20 protein-coding genes are annotated in these 22,489 nt (G+C 39.8%); 13 read left to right on the forward strand and 7 right to left on the reverse strand.

Annotation, left to right across the window (positions count from 1 at the left end; all coding sequences use genetic code 11):
• The first annotated feature begins 2 nt into the window (after positions 1–2).
• Complete coding sequence (locus tag FH971_RS07940) at positions 3–1,127, forward strand: ABC transporter permease (RefSeq protein ID WP_140233938.1); 1,125 nt, start codon at positions 3–5, stop codon at positions 1,125–1,127.
• Positions 1,128–1,209: 82 nt separating this feature from the next.
• Here the strand turns inward: FH971_RS07940 and FH971_RS07945 are convergent, their stop codons facing one another.
• Positions 1,210–1,440, reverse strand: a complete 231-nt coding sequence (locus FH971_RS07945; protein WP_137221222.1) for a phage shock protein B — start codon at positions 1,438–1,440, stop codon at positions 1,210–1,212.
• 370 nt (positions 1,441–1,810) lie between these two features.
• On the opposite strand from FH971_RS07945, the gene FH971_RS07950 reads away from it, so the two are divergent.
• Complete coding sequence (locus FH971_RS07950) at positions 1,811–2,257, forward strand: Hsp20 family protein (RefSeq protein ID WP_137221220.1); 447 nt, start codon at positions 1,811–1,813, stop codon at positions 2,255–2,257.
• Between the two features lie 121 nt (positions 2,258–2,378).
• Here FH971_RS07950 and soxR read toward each other — a convergent pair whose 3' ends face one another.
• Positions 2,379–2,822 (reverse strand): redox-sensitive transcriptional activator SoxR, encoded by a 444-nt coding sequence (gene soxR, locus FH971_RS07955; RefSeq protein ID WP_140233939.1) that lies wholly within the window; start codon positions 2,820–2,822, stop codon positions 2,379–2,381.
• Positions 2,823–2,922: 100 nt separating this feature from the next.
• On the opposite strand from soxR, the gene FH971_RS07960 reads away from it, so the two are divergent.
• Positions 2,923–3,345 (forward strand): VOC family protein, encoded by a 423-nt coding sequence (locus tag FH971_RS07960; RefSeq protein ID WP_140233940.1) that lies wholly within the window; start codon positions 2,923–2,925, stop codon positions 3,343–3,345.
• A gap of 97 nt (positions 3,346–3,442) precedes the next feature.
• Here FH971_RS07960 and pepE read toward each other — a convergent pair whose 3' ends face one another.
• Positions 3,443–4,150 (reverse strand): dipeptidase PepE, encoded by a 708-nt coding sequence (pepE, locus tag FH971_RS07965; RefSeq protein ID WP_140233941.1) that lies wholly within the window; start codon positions 4,148–4,150, stop codon positions 3,443–3,445.
• 267 nt (positions 4,151–4,417) lie between these two features.
• Here pepE and htpX point away from each other — a divergent pair, with 267 nt between their 5' ends.
• Together htpX and FH971_RS07975 are read left to right on the forward strand one after the other, a co-directional pair.
• Positions 4,418–5,281 carry a protease HtpX gene (gene htpX / locus FH971_RS07970; protein ID WP_137221212.1) on the forward strand — a complete coding sequence of 288 codons (864 nt, stop codon included), beginning with the start codon at positions 4,418–4,420 and terminating at the stop codon, positions 5,279–5,281.
• Positions 5,282–5,754: 473 nt separating this feature from the next.
• Positions 5,755–8,241: a putative bifunctional diguanylate cyclase/phosphodiesterase gene (locus FH971_RS07975; RefSeq protein WP_140233942.1), complete on the forward strand. Its 2,487-nt coding sequence runs from the start codon at positions 5,755–5,757 to the stop codon at positions 8,239–8,241.
• A gap of 85 nt (positions 8,242–8,326) precedes the next feature.
• Here the strand turns inward: FH971_RS07975 and FH971_RS07980 are convergent, their stop codons facing one another.
• Together FH971_RS07980 and FH971_RS07985 are read right to left on the reverse strand one after the other, a co-directional pair.
• Positions 8,327–8,692 (reverse strand): hypothetical protein, encoded by a 366-nt coding sequence (locus FH971_RS07980; protein ID WP_140233943.1) that lies wholly within the window; start codon positions 8,690–8,692, stop codon positions 8,327–8,329.
• Between the two features lie 126 nt (positions 8,693–8,818).
• On the reverse strand, positions 8,819–9,076 hold the full coding sequence (locus FH971_RS07985) for a hypothetical protein (protein ID WP_137221205.1): 258 nt from the start codon (positions 9,074–9,076) through the stop codon (positions 8,819–8,821).
• A 151-nt stretch (positions 9,077–9,227) separates the two neighbouring features.
• Between FH971_RS07985 and FH971_RS07990 the strand changes: the two genes are divergently transcribed.
• The 4 genes from FH971_RS07990 (at position 9,228) to FH971_RS08005 (ending at position 14,015) form a co-directional block, all read left to right on the forward strand.
• Positions 9,228–10,727: an ATP-binding protein gene (locus tag FH971_RS07990; RefSeq protein WP_140233944.1), complete on the forward strand. Its 1,500-nt coding sequence runs from the start codon at positions 9,228–9,230 to the stop codon at positions 10,725–10,727.
• Positions 10,728–10,729: 2 nt separating this feature from the next.
• Positions 10,730–11,434 (forward strand): response regulator, encoded by a 705-nt coding sequence (locus tag FH971_RS07995; RefSeq protein ID WP_137221202.1) that lies wholly within the window; start codon positions 10,730–10,732, stop codon positions 11,432–11,434.
• A 760-nt stretch (positions 11,435–12,194) separates the two neighbouring features.
• Positions 12,195–13,067, forward strand: a complete 873-nt coding sequence (locus FH971_RS08000) for a 6-carboxytetrahydropterin synthase (protein ID WP_137221200.1) — start codon at positions 12,195–12,197, stop codon at positions 13,065–13,067.
• Between the two features lie 126 nt (positions 13,068–13,193).
• The gene (locus FH971_RS08005) at positions 13,194–14,015 is read left to right on the forward strand and encodes a M23 family metallopeptidase (RefSeq protein ID WP_240778491.1); all 822 of its coding nucleotides are present in this window, start codon (positions 13,194–13,196) and stop codon (positions 14,013–14,015) included.
• Positions 14,016–14,099: 84 nt separating this feature from the next.
• On the opposite strand, the gene FH971_RS08010 is transcribed toward FH971_RS08005, so the two are convergent.
• Positions 14,100–16,181 carry a S9 family peptidase gene (locus tag FH971_RS08010; RefSeq protein ID WP_140233946.1) on the reverse strand — a complete coding sequence of 694 codons (2,082 nt, stop codon included), beginning with the start codon at positions 16,179–16,181 and terminating at the stop codon, positions 14,100–14,102.
• Positions 16,182–16,558: 377 nt separating this feature from the next.
• On the opposite strand from FH971_RS08010, the gene FH971_RS08015 reads away from it, so the two are divergent.
• Both FH971_RS08015 and FH971_RS08020 read left to right on the forward strand, forming a co-directional pair.
• On the forward strand, positions 16,559–16,960 hold the full coding sequence (locus FH971_RS08015) for a GFA family protein (protein WP_140233947.1): 402 nt from the start codon (positions 16,559–16,561) through the stop codon (positions 16,958–16,960).
• Positions 16,961–17,260: 300 nt separating this feature from the next.
• Positions 17,261–17,926, forward strand: coding sequence for a DUF3047 domain-containing protein (locus FH971_RS08020; RefSeq protein ID WP_140233948.1), 666 nt, complete (start codon positions 17,261–17,263; stop codon positions 17,924–17,926).
• A gap of 71 nt (positions 17,927–17,997) precedes the next feature.
• On the opposite strand, the gene cls is transcribed toward FH971_RS08020, so the two are convergent.
• Positions 17,998–19,452, reverse strand: coding sequence for a cardiolipin synthase (cls, locus tag FH971_RS08025; protein ID WP_137221190.1), 1,455 nt, complete (start codon positions 19,450–19,452; stop codon positions 17,998–18,000).
• A gap of 252 nt (positions 19,453–19,704) precedes the next feature.
• Between cls and FH971_RS08030 the strand changes: the two genes are divergently transcribed.
• Both FH971_RS08030 and eno read left to right on the forward strand, forming a co-directional pair.
• Positions 19,705–20,571, forward strand: coding sequence for an endonuclease/exonuclease/phosphatase family protein (locus FH971_RS08030; RefSeq protein ID WP_137221188.1), 867 nt, complete (start codon positions 19,705–19,707; stop codon positions 20,569–20,571).
• Between the two features lie 375 nt (positions 20,572–20,946).
• A complete protein-coding gene (gene eno / locus FH971_RS08035; protein WP_137221187.1) occupies positions 20,947–22,224 on the forward strand; it encodes a phosphopyruvate hydratase in 1,278 nt (425 codons plus the stop codon).
• Positions 22,225–22,489: the final 265 nt, after the last annotated feature.

Here is a 22,489-nt window from a genome sequence, read left to right on the forward strand (position 1 = left end):
TGATGAAAACTTGGAGTAACATCTTCTGGCTCGGTACTAAAGAGTTACGTAGCGTTCTAGGTGACGGGGTAATGGTAGTGCTTATCGTTTTCCTCTTCAGCGCTCAGATTTATTCGCGGTCAACAGCCATCAGCGAGTCAGTTAATAATGCGTCTATTGCCATAGTTGATGAAGACCACTCAATGCTTTCTCGCAACATTGCCAACGCTTTCTATCCGCCTTATTTCAATTTAGCCGAGCAAATTTCGTCTACTGAGGTTGACCAAGTAATGGATCAAGATCGCTTTATGTTTGTGGTTACTATTCCACCTAGGTTTGAAGCTGACGTACGTAATGGGCGCCTACCTAGTGTACAGATAGATGTAGATGCTACCGCAGTGACTCAAGCGAGCTTAGGTAACAGTTATATTCAAAGCATCATAACCAAGGAGGTTAACTTTTTTGTTAATCGCTCTAACGAAACGACAACTTATCCAGTGACATTAGTCCAGCGGCGGGCGTTTAACCCTAATGGAACAATGACGTGGTTTAGCTCAATCGGTGCTCTGCTCGATAATGTAACCTTATTGGCTATTATACTGACTGGCGCAGCATTATTGCGTGAACGTGAGCATGGCACCATTGAGCATTTACTTGTGATGCCATTGACTTCGTTTCAAATTATCATGTCAAAGGTATGGGCTAACGGATTGATAGTGTTGGTTGCATTTTCGTTGTCACTGTTCTTCATGGTCGAAACCGTATTAGATGTACCCATTGCTGGGTCTCGATGGTTATTACTTGGCGGTACGACCATCTACTTATTTGCAGCTGCATCTATTGGGATTTTTCTCGGTACCATTGCCCGTACTATGGCACAGTTTGCACTTCTTTTGATGATTGTCATAATACCCATGATGTTACTCTCGGGGGGGATCACTCCGATTGAGAGCCAACCAGACATCATTCAACCATTTACATGGATTTTCCCTTCGCGTCACTTTATGGCTTTTTCTCAGGCAGTTGTGTTTCGCGGTGCCGATATTAGTATTGTGTGGCCAGAGTTACTCAATATCATTGGATTAGGGGTTATCTTTTTTGTTTGCAGTCTTGCACTGTTTCGTCGCTCAATTGCCGTTAGTCAGTAGTCTTTAACGAGTTTAATGTCTAACAGCGTTTTTTAAACAACAAAGCCACCAATACGGTGGCTTTGTTATGTCGGTCATTTGATTAAGCGTTATTAATTTTTTGCTTTAGGTCATAAGCATCTTCGGTAACAACACGTTCAAGAACTTCAATTCGTTGACGCAGGGCGTTAATTTCATCGTGGAGTGCTTTATTGTTAGTTTCTTGTTCTGCAGTCGTATGCGATTGTCGTTGCTTCAGCTTCATTATACTAACAATAAAGCTGCCTAAAATTGCCAATATAGGGATTAGTAATACCATTGTTGCTGGGTTCATAATGTGTCCTTATTTATCTTTATTTATTGTCTATTATTGTGACGGTTTAAAACAAAATTACCAGTGACAAAAGTCATCAGTGTGAAATCAATATTAATCCATGGTACTAGAAATTAACGATTATTTGGCTATTGATTTTATTCATGATGATTAACGCGCAATAACAACTAGATAAATAATTTACTGGCAACACTTGATATATTACAGGCGGTCCATATATCTAATTTTGTAGCAGGAATGATTAACGAAATGCTCGATTGAGGTTTCAGTAAACTTGCTACCACAGTGCCGAAAGGGCTGTGAAAAACATTACACCACTAAATATATAAAGTGGTCATTTTTACATATTGCTTTAGACAAGGATATGAACATGCGTAATTTTAATATTTCTCCAGATTTAACCCCTCTCTACCGCAGTGCAATCGGCTTTGATCGTTTAGCACAACTTGCGGAACATGCCGCTGCAAGTAATACAAACAGTGGTTATCCTCCTTATAATATTGAGCTTTTAGGTGAGAATCGTTATCGCATCACCATGGCTGTTGCAGGTTTTGCAATGTCAGAATTAGATATTATGAGTGAAGGCGACAACCTGTTGGTTAAAGGTAATAAATCACCTAATAGTGATGAGCGGAAATACCTTCATCAAGGCATAGCAGAGCGTGGGTTTGAACGTACTTTTCAATTAGCGGATCATGTACGAGTAATCGGTGCGGAATTAGAACACGGGCTATTGAATATTGATTTAGTGCGTGAAATCCCAGAGGCAATGAAACCTCGTAAAATTGATATCACCACAACCAATACGCTTAGTTAGGCTGTTATTTTAGCGGCTTAAGTGTTAATTATCATTTAAGCCGTGTTCCTAATCCGTTATTTTATCTCCCCTATTTACGCTTTTTTTGCGGATGCCTAGTTTCTTTTGAAGCTAGGCTTTTTTATATTTTATTTAACAATACCGGACCGGGGCCTTGTTCACCAAGAATATCATCGGGATTATACAGTGGACAATTTTGCATGGATAAACAACCACAACCGATGCAGCCTTCGAGTGAATCTTTCAATTTTTGCATCTTGGCAATTCGCAACGTCAGGGTTTGCTTCCAAAGGTTAGATAAATTTATCCAATCTTGTTTAGTGGCAGTTCTTCCATTTGGCAGGCTGGCAAAGGCTAGGCGTATTTCATCGAGTGAGATCCCTAATTGCTGTGCGGCTTTGATGAGCGATATTCGCCTGATAACGTCTCGTGGGTAGCGGCGCTGATTACCTGGATTTCGCCAGCTCTTTATCAGACCTTTTTGTTCGTAAAAGTGAATCGCCGAAACATTCATTCCACAACGTTTTGCCACTTGGCCAACACTCAATACTGCTTCTTCTGACATATACACCCCAAATTTTTTATTATTTTGGCAAAATTAGCGCTTTACCTCAAGTAAACTTGAGGTATTAGGCTGTGTCACATCAATAATAAGGAGATAGAATATGCGCTTAGAACATTTAAATTTAGTTGTGAACGATCTAGATGAATCATTAGTTTTTTATAAAGCGGCATTTCCTCATTGGCGGGTACGTGGAGGGGGCGAGTCTGTTTGGCATGGTACGCCACGGAAATGGCTTCACTTTGGCGACGATTACCATTATTTATCGCTAAATGATTCCGGTACGGGTGAGGTGCGTGATCTTAAAAGTAATGCATTGGGTTTGGCACATTTCGCTTACGTTGTGGATAATATTGATGCATTGGTTGCTAGGTTAGCATTGGTTGGTTTTGACGTTGCCATTATGGGGGCTGAAAATCTTGCTTATAAAAGTCGGTATTTTATCGACCCAAATGGGTTTGAAGTGGAGTTTATCGAGTATTTAACCGATATCCCGAGTGAAAGAAATCAATACGTTAGTGAATAACTAATGGACATAAACCCGTTGGACTTATTTGCTAAGTATAACGGGTTTATTTGTGCTAATGACAATTCACATCATTATGGGGTATAGCAGAAAACTATTATAGGTAGTCTGACAAATCGCTATTAGCGGCAATTTCTATTTCCTGTTGCTTTCCATGGAATAAGTAAGCCGTTTCATCGCCAATCAGTTGCAGTGTCTCGCCTTGACGCCATAGGGCACTGCCTTCTTGGATTGCAATAACTGGGGTTAATGGATCGACTACCGTAAATTCTAATAAGCGTTGTGCACGAGTTTCACCATTGTGACCCGGCATTTGGTAATTAGTGTAATGAGGATTTAATTGAAACGGTAGTATACCTAATGCGGTAAAAGAGGGTGGCTCAACAATGGGCATATCGTTAGTAGTACGAATACTGGAACCGGTAATGTTTGAACCTGCGCTCCATCCCACATATGGCATGCCATTTTCGACTTGCTCGCGGATTAAATGCATAAGGTCATATCGATACAGTTCGTTCAGTAATTGAAATGTATTGCCACCACCAACTAAAATGCCTGCCGTATCTTGGATCGCTTGTTTGGGATCGGCAAATTGATGAATGCTAGAGATGTTTATGTTAAGTGGTTCAAGAGCTGCTTGTACTTTCGTCAAATACTCATCGTAACTCATACTGACACCAGCGTAAGGAATAAACAGCCATTGTTGCCCTGGTTGTGTTAATGGGCGTATAAGCTCAACAGTATGGGTTAAATAAGCAGAATCGCCGACACGTGAAGCGCTTAGCATTAATGCATTGATAGCCATGAATAATCCTTTGTGGTTATATTTTTTTATAGTTTATCAAAGATTAATCGTTGCTGACACAGGGTTGTCAATTACGCAGCATGTTGAGCTTGATTTAATAATTTTTGGTTAATCCCAGTTGTCAAATATTCAACTGTATGTTTTACATAGCTATATAAACGTCATAAATAATTTTTAATATAACTACACTTGAAACTTTAATTTTTTGACATATTATGTCTCTATAGTAGTAATGAAAAATCGGCATATTGCCTTACAGGAGCTTAAATGAAGCGTATATTTTTGTTGATCGCAACCAACTTTGCCATCTTATTGGTTGCCTCAATTGTGATGTCTATTCTTGGAGTTAATACTTCAACAATGAGTGGATTGCTAGTATTTGCTGCCATTTTTGGTTTTGGTGGCTCGTTTATCAGTTTGGCCATATCAAAATGGATGGCAAAAAAAACCATGGGTTGCGAGGTTATTACCCAACCGCGTGATCATACCGAGCGTTGGTTAGTTGAAACCGTTGCTCGTTTAGCTGAAAAGTCGGCTATTAAGATGCCAGAAGTGGCTATTTATCAGTCTGCAGAGTTGAACGCATTTGCCACTGGGCCAAGTAAAAATAATGCCTTAGTTGCGGTGAGTTCAGGTTTGCTCTACGGCATGACTCAAGATGAAATAGAAGGTGTATTAGCCCATGAAATCAGCCATGTGGCAAATGGTGACATGGTAACCTTAACGTTAATTCAAGGTGTGGTGAATACCTTTGTTATTTTTGCTGCACGTGTTGTTGCCGGAATTATTAGCAATTTTGTTGCCAGTAACGATGATGAAGGCGAAGGTTTAGGTATGTTTGCCTATATGGCGGTGGTTTTTGTACTGGATATGTTGTTTGGTATTTTGGCCTCAATAATAGTGGCTTACTTTTCACGTATTCGAGAGTATAAAGCTGATGAAGGTTCGGCTCGTCTGGTTGGTAAAGGAAAAATGATCGCCGCGTTAGAGCGTTTACGTCAAGGTCCTGAATCTGGTGCTATGCCAGCACAAATGTCAGCGTTTGGTATTAATGGCAAACGCTCCATGACAGAACTTTTAATGAGCCATCCACCATTGGAAAAACGCATAGCAGCATTGAAAAATAGTTAACATTCAGTCTATTACTATCTATTTAATAGTAATGATATTTAAAGGAGCCTGTTGGCTCCTTTATTATTGTGGGTTTAATACCAATCCTTATTAGAATATGATCTATTTTAGGCTGCGTCACTAGGCCCAGTACAATGAAAATGACTGTAGGTGTAGTCTTCTACATCAAAGTCATTTGAAGCAGTAATGGGGGTTGTGACACAGCCCCGAAGGGCGAATTTATCAGAGCGGGCTTCTTTGTTAGCCTTTCTTAACGTAGAACGACTATGTCTTCAAAAGGCTGCCTCGAATACCTCACTGATAATTTTCGCTAAAAGAGCAAATTCTAATGCGGATTGGTATAATATGTTATTTTTGATGTGATAGTTGTTTAAATGCAACTAATAGGATAGGTTCTGATATAATTTACATACTAATGCTTAATATTTGCTGCATCGAACATTGCTCAATAAACACGAATCTAGGAAGGTAGTATGTTGAAAAAAGCTATTTCTCAAGCGAAATTAAGAGAATGGCAGCTAGAAATCAATGATATTTCTGCCGAGTTTCATCTTGCTATCATTTTTTACCAATTTAATGCTGAAAATAGTTTTGAAGCTATTTGTACAAGCCACAGTATAGACAAAAAGACCCAATTACTGCATGAAGCGAGTTTATTGAAGCTTGTTGCGCAACATCACTCCGAAAAATCAGCAAAGCAAGATACCCTAATATTTCATCAACTTCTTCGTTCACCCCAAGGTCATATTATTGGAGTGATCAGCTTTAGTGCTAAAAATATCGAATCTTCTCAAGTTCCATTGTTTCAGCCGTTAACAATTATTCAAACGCGCATAGCAAATATGTTAAGCAATGCCATTCGTTATCAAATAAACGACTTAGATGTAGATGCAAAAGGTTCAGTGCTTCTAGATATTAATTTACAATCTTTTATTGATGCTTTTGATGAACACATTTGGGTTAAAGATACTCTCGGTCAATATGTCGTATGTAATAAAAGTGTTGAACTTGCTTGGCAGAAAACAAAACAACAAATTGTCGGTAAAACCGATATTGAGCTTTTTGATCAGCGTACCGCAGATGAATTCCTTGAAGGTGATAACTTAGCGATTAATGCAGGTAAAACTGTGGTGGTATCAGAATGCCAAGAAGTCGATATCGATTTTAATAAGGTGTGGATTGAAACCATTAAATCACCGATCCGTAATGCCCAAGGTGATTTAAGCGGTGTTATCGGTATGACCCGTAATATTGCCAAGCATAAAGAGGCAGAAGAGCAGTTAGTTTTAGCGGCCAATGTATTTCAAAATGCAGTTGAAGGTGTGGTTATTACTGACAGAGAAGGGAATATAACTGAAATTAATCAAGCGTTTACAGATATTACAGGCTATAGCCGTGAAGAAGTATTAGGGCAAAATCCTAGAATGCTCAATTCGGGGCGTCATCCCAAGATCTTTTTTGAGCGTTTGTGGAACACATTACTTGTTCAAGGTAAATGGCATGGTGAAATATGGAATAGACGAAAGCATGGTGCCATCTTTCCACAATCAATTACTATTAGTGCCGTATACGATAAGCTCAATTTCATTCAATATTATGTAGCAGTATTTGCCGATATTTCAGCGCAAAAACAAAATGAAGAAAAACTAAAAAATCTTGCTTATTTTGATCCTCTGACCCAACTGCCAAATAGAATGCAGTTTATGTCGTTACTTGAACAAGAAGTTAATCATGCCCACCGCGCAAAAAAACAGTTGGCAATTATCTTTTTAGATATTGATTTTTTCAAACAGATCAATGACAGTTTAGGGCATATGATAGGCGATGAGATTTTAATTGAGCTTGCTAAGCGTTTGTCTTATGCCTTGTCTGATTTTGATGTACTCTCCCGATTAAGTGGCGATGAGTTTTCAGTAATGATACCCAGTATTATGGGGACTGATTCTGTGACGTTATCGGTTGACCGTATTCGTAGTGTGTTTGAACGGCCATTTATACTTGATAACTCTCAATCGGTGCGCTTGACCGCCAGTATGGGGATTGCTATTTATCCAAGTGATGGTGATGACCAAGATAGCTTGTTACGTAATGCAGATGCCGCGATGCATCGTGCAAAATTGAATGGCCGTAATAATTATGCCTTTTATACTGAGTCGATGACTAAGCAAGCTGTGGTGCAATTAAAACTGCAAACAGCATTACATCAAGCGTTGGTTAATAAAGATTTTTATTTAGTTTATCAACCAAAATTGACATTGTCTGATTTGACACCTTGTGGATTTGAAGCGTTAATTCGCTGGTCAGATCCTGTTTTAGGTAATATCCCTCCAGGAGAGTTTATTCCGTTAGCTGAGAAAATTGGTTTAATTTGGGATATTGGTTTATGGGTATTAAAAACAGCTTGTATACAAGGGGTTGAATGGCTGACTCAAGGAAAAACTTTTGAACGCATTTCCGTCAATGTCGCCAGTTTACAACTGCAAAGAAATGATTTTGTCGATAAAGTACGATCTATTTTATTAGAAACAGGATTGCCCGCTAAACATTTAGAGTTAGAAGTAACAGAGTCTTGTATGATGCAAGATCCTGATGCAATTATTCGTGACTTAAAATTATTAGGGGCGATGGGGATAGCCTTGAGTATTGACGACTTTGGTACCGGATATTCGTCACTCAATTATATTAAAAAATTACCCATTGATAAGTTGAAAATTGATCAGTCGTTTGTGCGGGATATCCCTCATGATCCTAATAACACAGCGATTGCAAAAGCAGTGATTGCATTGGGGCATGCATTGAATTTACAGATAATTGCCGAAGGCGTAGAAACAGCCGAGCAAGCAGATTTTCTGCGGCTCCATGGCTGTGATTTGGTACAAGGGTATTTGTTTAGTAAACCACGGTTGCCGGAAGAACTGAATGACTTTTTACCCGTGTTTACGCAAAACAAAACAATATAGTGAGTATAATATTCAGCTTATAAAAGGCAGAATAAAACAGCCAACGCATAACGTTGGCTGTTTTTATTACAAAAATACTGACGTACTAAGCATAAGTGTCGACTTGAATTGACGTCGAGCTATTGCTGGCAGTTTCACTGCTGTCACTATTATAAATACTGCTCAGTGCTTCAAAAAAGATGCTACCAATATCTTCATCACTCAAACCATCAGTCATTGGCTTTAACTCATCTAACATGGCTTTTAATGAGTCTTGCTGCTCAGATGATAATGAAGCCAACATCTCTGTAGTGGATTCCTGCTCTTCATCAGTCAATGATAAAACGGCATCCTCTAACCCCGGAGGAACACTTCCTGGCGGTGGTGGAGGTGGACCGTCTGGACGAGGAGGTCTTTGGGCACTTTCAGTTGATGACATTTGCGTCATGGTGTTACCACTGCTTACTTGCATATCGGCTCCTTGGTGTTGGCTTTTCATTATGAAAGAAATTGCTGATCAGTTCAAACCATGCAACATTTATTGTGCCGTTAATCACATTGTTATCATAATGATGATTAACCTTCGCTTATGTAAAGATTAATTGCGTGATTTTTCTGGTCGTTCGCCTGGTCCACCAGCGGGTACCGCAACTAGTTCGCCATCCATTAACGTACAGGTAGCCTCTATTGTGTCACCTCGAGGAGTTTCAAAGCTAACTTGGTCGTTTTCTGCACTATTAGCGCATGCTTCAATGGCTTCTTTAGGTGGCTTGCCATCATGGGGATTGGCATAAACAGCTGCTGATGTGAATAAACTAAGGGTAAGTATACCAATACTAATTGGGTTAAGGGTCATGATAACAGTCCTATGCTAGGTAATGTATTACAATATAATTTTTACAATATAACCCAACAATGTGAAGTAATTGTGCAGATTTTAAGGAGTTTAGAATTAGTTATTTTTTTGCGACTAGTTTGCGTTTATATAGCTGGTTATACTGTGTTTTATGAAAATATCTCAAAAACTCTTTTTGGCCTTTGTTGGCCTCACAAGTATTGTACTTATTGCCACGTTATCATTAGCGAGGTGGAGTTTTGACCAAGGGTTTTTAGATTATATTAATGGTTTAGAACAAGAGCGTTTACAGCACTTATCTGATGACTTATTAACTCTCTATGCTGACAGCAATGGTTCACAAATCGATAACGCAGTTGAAAAAGAGCAACAATCCACATCGGTCTGGCAATCGATTAATCAAACGTTATTAATACAAACCATTGCCCAAAATTCACCGTTTCCAAGAAATAACCGTCCAGATGATGGGGCACATAGACCACCAAGGCCTGCCAATAAACGTCCCCCAATGGGACCTGAGTCTCGTTTGGGCCCTCCTAGACAACGGCCAACGCTTGATGCACAACATTCTGGTCCACCCACTGGGTTATATTCTGCAGATCTACAGTTTATAGCTGGGGCTGACATTGATTATGCCGATGACCGTATAAGCTTACCCTTGGTACTAGATAGTCGCATCGTGGGTTATTTATACAGTAAACCTATTCGACAGGTGGAATCATCATCGGCTACGGCATTTTCTCAGCAACAACGTTGGACCAGTTTGTGGATTGGTTTATTGTGTTTACTGCTTGCCAGTACAATTGCTTGGTGGTTATCACGGTTTTTACTTATTCCGGTTAAACAAGTTATGTTGGGTGTGTCGTATTTATCGCAAGGTAATTATGATGAGCGTCTTACACCAACTCGTGCCGATGAATTAGGCCAGTTAATGGCTAATATTGATCATCTTGCAATGACATTATCGAAAAACCGCAGTGCCAAAAATCGTTGGTTAGCAGATATTTCTCATGAACTACGGACGCCGTTAAGTATTTTATGTGGGGAGATTGATGCCATTAAAGCAGGGATAAGAAGCTTTGATCACACTCAGTTAATGTCACTTGAACAAGAAGTATTACGGATGAAACACTTAGTCGATGATTTGTATGAATTATCCTTATCAGATGTTGGCGGGTTGCGTTATCATTTTCAACGAGTTAACGTCAGTGAATCTTTACAAAGCACGCTTAATAGCATTGCTGCTAGTGCACAAGATAAAGGCTTAATGATACAAAGTCAGATTAAGGCAGACTTATATTTATTTGCTGATGTGCATCGCCTTGAACAATTATTTATTAATTTGTTAATGAATACTATGGCCTACACTGACTCTCCAGGAACAATTGACGTACAATTATCGCAGCAAGCCAAAACGATTATATTAACTATCAACGATACAAAACCCAGTGCCAGTGTTGAAGAATGCGAACATTTATTTGAACCATTATATCGCCAAGACAGTGCTCGTACTCGTCGAGGTAGCGGGGCTGGTCTCGGTTTGACCATCTGTAAAAACATTGTTGAAGCCCATGATGGCACCATTAAAGCTAAGCCATCATTATTGGGTGGACTTTGTATTGAAGTTCGATTACCTACGCATAGGGAGTGAGTATGAGTGAACATGTTCATCAACAACCATTAACCATATTAGTGGTGGAAGACGAACCCAAAATCGCCCAGATTTTGGTCGATTTTTTAACCCTTGAAGGTTTTAATACTTTAGTACAGCATGATGGTCGTGATGTGATTGAAACCATAAAATCTCAACAAATCGACTTTATGATTTTAGACCTTATGCTGCCCTATAAAGATGGCTTAACAATTTGTCGTGAATTAAGGCAATTTTCAATGCTGCCAGTATTGATGCTTACAGCACGGGTTGATGAAATAGACCGTTTAATGGGCTTAGAGCTTGGGGCTGACGATTATGTTTGTAAACCATTTTCAGCTCGGGAAGTCGTCGCTCGAGTTAAAACGATTTTAAGAAGAGTTGAAAATACTCACGGTAATCAAAGTGAACAATCGATTAGTTATAAGCACTTGCAGATAAATATTGAACGCTTTAAATGTCATGTCGATCAGCAAGACGTTGAATTAACACCCGTTGAATTTAGATTATTGCACACTTTGATGAAAAGACCTGGAGTCGTGCATTCTCGGGATAGTCTAATGCAGGTTTGTTATGTTGACGATCGTATTGTTAGTTCACGTACCATTGATAGTCATGTGAAAAATCTACGTCATAAATTAGCCCAAGCGAGTAAACAAAAAGAGTTATTACACTCCATTTATGGAGTGGGTTATAAAGTAGAGTAATTCTTCAACTTAGTAGAATATGATTAAGACGGTCGTTTTTTTAATGCTTTGGCGACCAAAGTCATGCTCTCTTAGCCGACCATTAAGAATCACGGCCCTTGATTATTAGTATAGAAAACTCCTTTGAATCTGCACAATTTTTGCGTATTAGATTGCTAATATCTGCATACACAATAGATTTTAACAGCATAGGTTAGCAAGGAGCAGTGTAATGCAGTCACTTCTATTATTTTTATTACTGTGTTGTCAGATTTTTTTCACTATTGCCTTAATCGTGATGTTTATTGGCGGATCCCAAGAACCGTCATAATTTACTCGCAAGATACAACACGCAACACGTAACCATCAACCTAAGAGTTTAGGAAGTAAATACCTAATCCCCCCAAATGAACGATAAAAACACTCATCCTTTTGTAGGTGTTGTCTTTTGAAAATCAATATATTATTTACATTGTGGTCTATTGAAGCGACATTATTGATTTATTACATTTATTGATAATGTTCGCTCGCTCAAAGCTTAGCTTTTGTTTAGAATGTTGTTAATAGCCTTTATGGTATCAACGTGGTCTTATTTCGGTATTATGAATGTTAACGCATGACTTATCCTCTTTGATTATTTGCTCGAAAATAGTAGATTAATATTAGACGAAGAGTTGATAGTAGTACGAATATCGATCACGTAAGATAGACCTTCCACTGGCATGCGCTGATTGGAATACATTTATACTGAGGTGGACTGTTTTTCTGCCTAGGAGCTTTAATGCAACTGTTTGTAAAAGATTTAACTGTTATTGATTTTTCTTATCTTTGCCCAATTCGAGGAATGGTAGGCGAAAGCTGGATTGTCGATGTGCTACTAGATGGCGGTTTAGATGAGCAAAATATGGTGCTCGACTTTGCCAAAGTAAAACGTACCATCAAAAACACCATTGATGACGTTGCCGATCATCGCTTGTTAATCCCTACAGCTTGTAGCGAAGTGCGCTGGCAGCAAAAGGGCGACCGAGTGTGGATGGATTTTAGCAGTCAAAAAGGTGATATACATTTAGCCTGTCCGTCTCAAGCATTCGCGCTGATACCAACAGAAGTGATTGACTATGAAAGTGTGAATGACTTTTTGAAAAAAGCCTTACGTGAAGTATTACCCGAAAATGTTCAGGGCATCAGCCTGACATTACGCTGTGAAGTGCTCGACACCCCGTTTTATCACTACAGCCACGGATTACGTAAACATGACGGTAATTGCCAACGTATTGCTCATGGTCATCGTAGTCCAGTAACGATATTTGAAAACGGCATCGCAGAACCCAAATGGGACCAATATTGGGCAGAGCGTTGGAATGATATTTACCTTGGCACCGAAGAAGACCTAGTGCCTGTTAATACTCTTGAATTATCAAAGCAAACTAAAATCAGTGACGAAACTCATTTTGGTTTTCACTATGTTGCGCCTCAAGGTGATTTTCAATTAGCGATGCCTAAGCATTGCTGCGACTTAATTCCCCATGACACCACAGTAGAGCTATTAGCAGAATACATGGCGAAAACATTGGCTAGTAAAGAGCCTAAAAGTCACTTTAAAGTTATCGCTTATGAAGGTATTGGCAAAGGGGCCATTGCGGTAAGAGGTTAATCACGTATTATTAATGGGCTGCCTTTAGGTGGCCCTTTTTTTATATTTTTTGTCGCTATTAACAAGGAATGCGTTTCAATTATGTTATTAAACAATACGATTTTAAAGTCAATCTCAACGGCGGCAATGCTGGTGGTCAGTTTATGTGGGCTAAATGCAAGCGCAGTCGCTGCGGTGACATTTCAAGGTCAGTTTGAGCAAGGGGCTTTAGTGCGAGGAGGCGTGCCAGCAGGCAGTAAAATTTTGCTCAATGGTCAACCGGTAAAAGTCACCCCAAACGGTCAGTTTGCGATAGGTTTTGATAGAGACGCTAAGCCAGAACAAGTATTTAAAGTCATTTATCCAGACGGATTAACTGAAATTAAACCGTTAAAAATAGCGGCTAGACATTACAAAATCGATCGGGTAACCGGTATTAGCCAAAAAATAATGAAACCCGATCCGGTCGCCCAAGCAAGGGCCGCTAAAGATGCCAAACAGACTCGCACCGCCCGAGGCCTGTTTAGCGAGCAAGTGGCGTTTATGCAATCGTTTATTTGGCCTGTAACAGGCAGAATTTCAGGTGTTTATGGCAGTCAACGTGTTTATAACGATGTGCCAGGCAATCCTCATTTTGGTGTTGATGTTGCGCGTCCAACAGGTACGGTTGTGGTTGCTCCTGCTGATGGGGTTATTACCCTAGCAGAACCCGATATGTTTTATTCGGGTGGCACTGTTATTATCGATCATGGCTATGGAGTTAGCTCAACGTTTTTGCATTTGAGTAAACTGTATTTAAAAGTCGGAGACAAAGTCGCACAGGGTGATAAAGTTGCAGAAATTGGCGCAACAGGACGTGTTACTGGGCCGCATCTAGATTGGCGCTTAAACTGGTTTCAAATGCGTCTTGACCCAGTATCAATAGTGCCATCAATGGCGAGCGTATTAGCTGCTGAGAAAGTTCAGTAATACTAACTTATCTCAGGACGGGACATAGTTATAAATATAAAGGGATGCTAATTAGCATCCCTTTATTATTTTAAAATGCAGTTTTTATGGATGTTGTTCAAACCACCATAAAATATGGGCAACTTTACTCATTAAGTTACTCGGTCTTTTATAGATGCCATGGAAAGAGTCGGGGATCCTCACCATTGCAGTATCAATATTTTGTAATTTTAAGGCTTGGTAAAATTGCTCGGTTTCAGCTATTGGTGTCCTCAGGTCGGCTTCACCAGTTAATAGCATTGTCGGCGTTGTCACATTACCAACGTAACTCAGCGGGGAGAGTTTCATGTAATGTGCAGTATCTTCCCAAGGCATTTTTTCAAACCAATTCTTAATCACAAATGAATGTATATCTGTTGTTAGTGTAAAGCTAACCCAATTAATGACAGGTTTGGCGACCACAGCAGCTTTAAAACGATCAGTGTGTCCAACTATCCATGCCGTCAGTACCCCTCCGCCAGAACCTCCTGTTACATACAATTCATCGTTATTGATGGGTTCTTGTGCAATTACGGTGTCAACAACTGACATCAAATCATCGTAATCTTGGCTGGGATAATTATTATAAATAGTTTGGGCAAACTCTTTACCATAACTGTCACTGCCCCTTGGATTGGCATAAACCACAACATAGCCACTGGCTGCCATTAATTGTATTTCAGCGGCGAAATGAGGGCCATAATTGGCAACTGGGCCACCATGAATTTCAAGAATTAGCGGGTATTTTTTCCCTGCTTTTTTAGCTTGTTCAAAACCAGGTGGATAAGCCACCCATGCTTGTATGTTCCTTTGGTCAAATGACGATGTAACGTTAATTGCTTTAATGTTAGCCAATGTCTTATGGCCCAGAGCATCTTCATTTAAGGAGGTGAGTACTGTCGTTTTATTGTTTTTTGTTATGGCTACATCAGCAGGACGTTGCGGTGTTGAGTAGGTAAAAGCAATGCTACCATCATTGGCAACATCAAAGTCGCTTCCTGTGTACGGTCGACCAAACGCAAGACCACCAAGGTTTTTAGCAACAATTACCCGTTTACCATTTAAAGGTTGTTTGGCGACATAGGTTTCTCCCTTGTCGTTATAACTTATGTATATATTTTGACTATTATTATCCCATTTTATGTCATTTACTGAGCGATCTAAATCTGCCGTTAAGGTACGCTTATTGGTACCATCAATTTGCATGACATACAGCTCAGTGTTTTCGTAGTTTTTATTATTTTGATCTGATCCTAGATAAGCAATTAATTTCCCATCTGGTGATACTTTAGCGGAAGTGTCTGGCCCAGTTCGGTCAGTTAATTGGTTAACGTGTAATGTGTTGATATCAATACTGAACACATTGGTGTCAGTCCATTCAAGATCGCTGTCATCGCGATTGTTCGAGGAGTAGATAATCTGTTGGCCATTTTTACTCCAGCTTAGGTTGCTGGTGTGATCTTGTTGACCAAAACTTAGTTGACGCGGTGCACCGCCATCAGCAGACATGACAAAGATGTGATGCTTACCAGACTTATTCACCCCCACACCATCCGTACGATAGTACATATCATCGACGTAAATAGCAGGTTCGGCCCAATTAGCCTTTTCTGGTTTCCCTGGAAGCGTGACGACCGACTTGGGTTTAGTGGGTACAAATAGGGTGAAAGCCAGTTGAGTACCGTCAGGAGACCAGCTCAGGTTATTGGGTGTTTGAGCTAGATGACTAATTTGTGATGATTTACCGGTATTTAACCAGTTCATGTGCACTTGGGCAGTTCCACTCGCTGTTGATATATAAGCTAGCTTAGTATTGTCAGGTGACAATGTTGGTGAATACTCAACATTGAGGCCATCGGTAACCGGAGTAAGTTGCTTTTTATGATTAACTTTCCATATATTACTCAGCTTTTTGTCGCTATTGATGTCCATGTAATTACGAACAAAAAAGACTTCTTTGCCATCGTTACTAATGTTGATGCCAGATGAATATTCTAAGGAAAATACATCTTCAAGCTTTAATAATGTATTGTCTTGTTGTGTTTGATCGACTTGATTTTGATTGGCATTATTAATTTTCGCAGCACCAGCTGTTGTAACAGTAAGGCTTGTCGCGATTAGAATACCTATGCGGATGTATATTTTCATTTTATTCCTATAAGCATAAATTCAGCATGAAGATGAAGTAATCATGAAATTAACACAAGGAGAGTAAATTACGAACATTTGAAAATCGGTATTTCTAATTGAAATTACTTAGGGATGTTGAACATCATGAGTCAATACCATCTGTAGCCTCCGGCGCCTATGACAAACGTAAAAATATCATGATAAATGTTTGACATAATTATTAACAAAAAAATGAAATATCGCTGTTGTTACTTTATCAATTACAGCTTTGTTGTGTCTTATTATGTTAGTACTCATTAGTATGAATCAGACTAGTGGTTTTCAACCTTCTATTGAGTTAACGTCTTACTTAATACGACAAAATGTTTGCATTGATATCGCAAAGGGATCTATTCATGATAAAGCGAGTTGGAAATACTGACATTCAGCCGAAACATAAAGCGACATGTCATTGTGGTGCCGTTGAGCTTGAACTCACCTTGCCAAATGGCATCGAAAATCCACGACGTTGTGATTGTTCAATTTGTCGTAGAAAAGGGGCGATTGTTGGTTCTGTAAAATTAGACGGGATCCGCGTGGTAAAAGGTCAAGACGCGTTAAAGCTTTATCAATTTAACACCAATACTGCGAAACATTATTTCTGTTCTCATTGTGGTATTTATACTCATCACCAACGACGCTCAAACCCAACTGAATTTGGTTATAACATAGCTTGTTTACAAGATGTTAATCCATTTGATTTAGGCAATGTGGTTACTGGTGATGGAGTGAATCATCCCGCTGATAGGATTGTTTAACAGCAAATACACGTTAATTCTCAATAATACGTCCGGACATCACAATAATTGTTTTTAGTAATAGCTGTCATTATTATGGCGTTCATCATTGTATTTCGCAGAATTTATCATGGATAAAGCACATAAAAGATTAATTGTGTAGATATATACCAACAAGAGTCACTCGAGAGAAATTAAAGACAGATAGCCCAAGTAAACGGCTCTTTTTTCAAAGTATTGAACCTGTCTTATATTGGATGGAACGAATAAATTCCTTAAATTTCGACCTCATTTACATTTGTAAGCTAATAGGTGGATGGTATGTTTCGATGGATTATTTTATTTTTTAGCATCACGGTCTGTTTGCCTGTGACAGCAGCTACCAATCTTACCTCATTGAATGAGAAGGGTATTGATAATTGGAAACCGAAAATATTTTCTGGTGAATCGATATACAGCATAGGCGAATATAAAGAACGTTTGGCGTTAAAAGCACTCAGCCATAATGCCGCATCAGGGTTAGTGTTAAAACAGCAAATCGACCTTAGAGCCACGCCCTACCTAAATTGGAGTTGGTTAGTTGAAAAGACGCTGCCGCAGTTAAACGAGCGAAGTAAAAATGGTGACGACTTTGTGGCTCGAGTTTATGTCGTTATTGATGGTGGGTTTCTGGTGTGGAACACCAAATCATTAAACTATGTTTGGTCGAGTAATCAAGATAAAGGCTTGGTTTGGGATAACGCATTTGCAGGCTCAAGTGTTAAAATGATGTCTGTCCGCGGAAAGAAAGCACAAAAGGGTCAGTGGTACCAAGAAAAACGTAATGTATACCAAGACTTAATTGAAGTTTTTGGTGACAAAGGCAGTGAAAAAGCCAACCGTAAAGCCTATCAATATATAGATATTATAGCGATTATGACCGACACCGATAATAGCGGTAAACAAGCGGAATCTTATTATGGTGACATAATATTTAGTGCAAAGTAGTAACTGATTCAACTAGGATTGCTGAGTGCTAAGCGGCTTTGGCTAAGCCGCATTACTTTTTACATTAACCGTTAAAGCAGGGGGCTGAATAAGTAAAAAAACTGCTCCACTAATCGTTTAAATAACGGTCTTTTACGCCACTCGCGTGCATCCATTTTTATCGAGTTGGCCATATATTGATGTTGGACTTCACTGAGTGACTGTGTAAATTCCAAATTTTCCACAGATAGAGTGACCTCAAAGTTAAGCCACAAACTGCGCATATCAAGGTTAACAGTGCCAATGAGACTATGGTGCAGATCAATGACTACTGACTTGGTGTGCAGTAACCCGCCCTGAAAACGATGGATATTCACCCCCGCATTAAGTAACTCGCCAAAGAAAGATCGACTCGCCCATTCCACCATCAGTGAATCATTTTTGTCGGGTATGATTAAATTAACCTCTACACCTCGCAAAGACGCTGCAGTCAAGGCAAACAGTAGGTTTTCACTGGGAACAAAATAAGGGCTGGTGATGGTGATACTTTGTTTTGCTTGATAAATACTGAGTAATAAAACTTGCTGGATCATATCTTCAGGCATACCTGGCCCAGAAGGGATGACTTGAATCATGTCTGATGGTTTTTCTTCATGCGGTTGACACTTTGGCTGTTCGGGTAACATTCTTTGGTCTGTTTCGGTTTCCCAATCCCAGGCGAGAATGCAATTAAGCACTGGCACACTGGAGCCAGTGATCCTGACCATGACATCAATCCATTCACCCACACCAGCGCTTTTGTTAAAAATCTTGGGGTCGACAAGATTCATTGAACCGGTATAACCGATTTGGTTGTCTATCACGACTATTTTACGGTGAAGCCGTAAATCTAAGCGGCGGAAGAACATCCGGAAAGGGGAGACTGATAGTGCGGAAATAAGATTGATACCGGCTAAGCGCATCCGCTTTGGCCATTTGCTGTTGAAAAATGTTCTACTTCCTGCAGCATCTAATAATATTCTTACTACAATTCCACGCTGAGCAGCTTGAATAAGTGCTTCAGCTACATGATCTGCAAGTCCACCAGGATGCCAAATATAGAACTCCATGTGAATCGAGGTCTGCGCTTGTTGGATGTCTTGGATTAGGGTCGATAGAATAACATCTGTCGATGATTTAAGTGTGAGTTGGTTGTTGGATAATGTAGGGATCCCAAGACGTTTTTCGCATAAATGGCTTATGGTCACCGCGTAATCACTTAAATTATGGGGACGATATTGCTGGATGGTAAAAAGTCGACTAAACCATTGTCGATAGGGTGCATACATTTCTTTGGCTCTGACAGCACGCTTTTTGCCAAGATTCATCTCGCCAACCATAAAATAAAGCAGAATACCTATGATGGGAACCACATAGATAAGCATCATCCAAGCTAAGGAGACACCAATGGAGCGTCGTTTATAGACAATTCGAGTGGTGATACCGGCAATTATCAACCAATAAGCTAATACGCTGATCAGCGTTAATATTTTGTAAAGTTCAACCATAACAAGCCAGTATATTAATCCCACAGAAAAACATGTGTTTATCATATCAGTTTTTTAATTGATATGATCTGCCTTCATCCGTCTGTACGGCTGGGTATATCAAACAGTTTGTTTTAATATAGATACTATAGACTTATTCCATTTGCATACTTTAACTGAACAAAAAGTTTCACTTTCAGCAATACGTTCAACATTATATAGAGGCATTTATCTATCGCCATTTTTAGCTCAAAGCCAACATCGACAGTCACATTGACACCAAAGCGTAAGCTCTTGGGGCTTGCTCAATGGGGGAGCCTTATTATCGTCATATTCATCATGGCGATAGTTGTGGTTGTGCCAATGTTTGTGCATTTTTCGACTGAGCCTCAAGTGATTAATAGTGAACAACAGCAGTTTGTTGCTCAATGTGTTGATGCTACATCTGACACCAAATTGGATATTGATGGCCAACTGGCTGTCGCGAGTTGGAATATCTATAAACAGCAAAATGATGGTTGGCAAACGCAGTTAAGCCAGTTAGCCAAGCAGAACCAATTAATGTTACTGCAAGAGGTTAAGCTCTCTGACACGTTCCAAAAGTGGCGCCAACAAAACCATCAACAATTGGCAATGGTACAAGCATTTCGTCAAGGTGATACGCCGCTTGGAGTAATGAATTTGTCTCAGGTTACCGCGAGTCAAAGTTGTGGTTATTTGACTTCCGAACCTTTTATACAGTTTCCAAAATCGAGCCTATTAAGTTACTTCCCTTTGTCTAATGGCGAAACCTTATTGGTGGCTAATTTGCACAGTATTAACTTTGAGTATTCATTAGACAGTTATGCAGAACAGTTACAGCAGTTACTACCCGCGTTAAAAGCGCATAAAGGACCTATAATTTTTGGTGGTGATTTAAACACATGGCGCCAAGCAAGATTGTCTATGTTGTCCCAGATGACGAAGACATTAGGATTGAAAGCAGTAACACCAACAGAAGACACTCGCACAACCGTGATGGGCTATGCAATTGATCATCTTTTTTACCGTGGACTGACCTTAGAGTCTGCTCGCGTTATCAACACTCAAACATCAGATCATCATCCTCTGCTGGCGCAATTTAGATTAGGCGAAAGTTAATTATTTTGCGCTCAAAAAATACAAATATTGCGCAGTTCTAAATAGATATTATTGTCGTATTATCGAATGTTATTAGCGACAATTCTCTATCAAGAACAATGGTAAACGCCTAAAATAAACGTGTATATAAATTAATCACACACGAGTATGAATGTGCGTTATTATAAATTTAGATTGAATTTTATTACCATCGTTTAAGCGATGTAAACCTAGCGTTCATGCGGCTTGTGAAGGTGATGGTTCAATCAGTATCAAGTCGTTCAATTGGGACACCTAACGTTGGTTTCGCTCGTAGTAAACCTATTTTGGCCAACATTACTTAGCCCGATCATGAGGTGTTAGTGCATGTAGCGAAAACTACGATGGAGGCAACAAATGAAGTCAATTACCATATCTACTATTCAGGCCATGGAAATTCTCGATTCTCGTGGCAATCCCACGGTTCGTGTATTCGTCGAACTCAGCGATGGAACGGCTTCTGTTGCATCTGTTCCCTCGGGTGCAAGTACGGGTGAAAATGAAGCAATCGAATTACGCGATGGTGATATGACTCGCTATGCAGGCAAAGGGGTATTGAAAGCAGTAGCGAATGTGAATCACAAACTCGCTCCGGTTTTGCTTGGCATGGATCCGTTTAAACAGGCCTTAATTGACCACACCATGATTGCACTGGATGGTACTGTCAATAAATCCAATCTTGGCGCCAATGCCATATTAGGAATTTCGATGGCGGTCGCTCGCGCCGCTGCAAAATCGGCTAATACTCCTCTTTATCAATATCTCGGCGGTACAGGAGCCAGACGGTTAGTCGTTCCTTGTATGAACATTATTAATGGCGGAGAACACTCAGACAATAACGTAGATTTTCAGGAGTTTATGGCTGTTCCTTTGGGGGCTCCTAATTTTAGGGAAGGTTTACGCTATGTTGCCGAAACATTTCACGTGCTTAAAGGCATCCTTAAAGACCGTGGCTTAGCAACCAGTGTGGGAGATGAAGGTGGTTTTGCTCCTAATCTCAACAGTAACGAAGATGCCATCGAAACCATTATTCAAGCGATTGAGAAAGCAGGTTATAAACCCGGAATAGACATTGCTATTGCACTCGACAGCGCCGCTAATTCATTCTCAACTGATATGTGTAATAACTATGATCTTAAATGGTCTGGCACCGGCGCTATGAAGAGTAATGACCTTATTAACCTTGCAGAGGAATGGGTAAAAAAATACCCCATTGTACTTTGGGAAGACCCTCTTGCAGAACGAGACCTTGATGGCTTTAAGCAATTTACCGCTCGGCTTGGTGATAAAATCGAAGTAGTCGGTGACGATTTGTTCGTTACCAATACTCAATATATTAGCCGCGGCATTGCACATAAAGAGGCTAATTCAGCGTTGATTAAATTAAACCAAATAGGGACAGTAACAGAATCTATTGAAGCGGTGCGCATGTGCCGTGATGCAGGGTGGCGTTACTTTATTTCCCATCGCTCTGGCGAAACAGAAGACACCTTCTTAGCAGACTTTGCAGTGGCAATGGACGGCGGCCATTTAAAAAGTGGTTCGGCAAGTCGCAGCGAACGGGTCGCAAAATACAATCGTTTGTTAGAAATTGAGCAACAGCTTGGAGAGGATGCGCTTTATTACTGGAAGTAGTTTGTACAGTAATCAAAATGTGAATAGCAAAACGCAGTGGTGTTATACACTCTGCTTTTGCTACAGGTAACGTATGGCGCTAGATCTAGATAGCATTTAGTTAATTGCGATAATTAATGATGGTCGTTTATGACAATGATTTATGAGCGTAGTTTTTGACATAGATGAATAGCGTTAATGATAATTAAAAGTTAGCTAATTGTTTTAGAGTGTTTTTTCTGGTTATCCCTAGTAAGGAAAGAGCATAATATTACACGGTATATGT

Source organism: Shewanella polaris, assembly GCF_006385555.1.
Lineage (GTDB): Bacteria > Pseudomonadota > Gammaproteobacteria > Enterobacterales > Shewanellaceae > Shewanella > Shewanella polaris.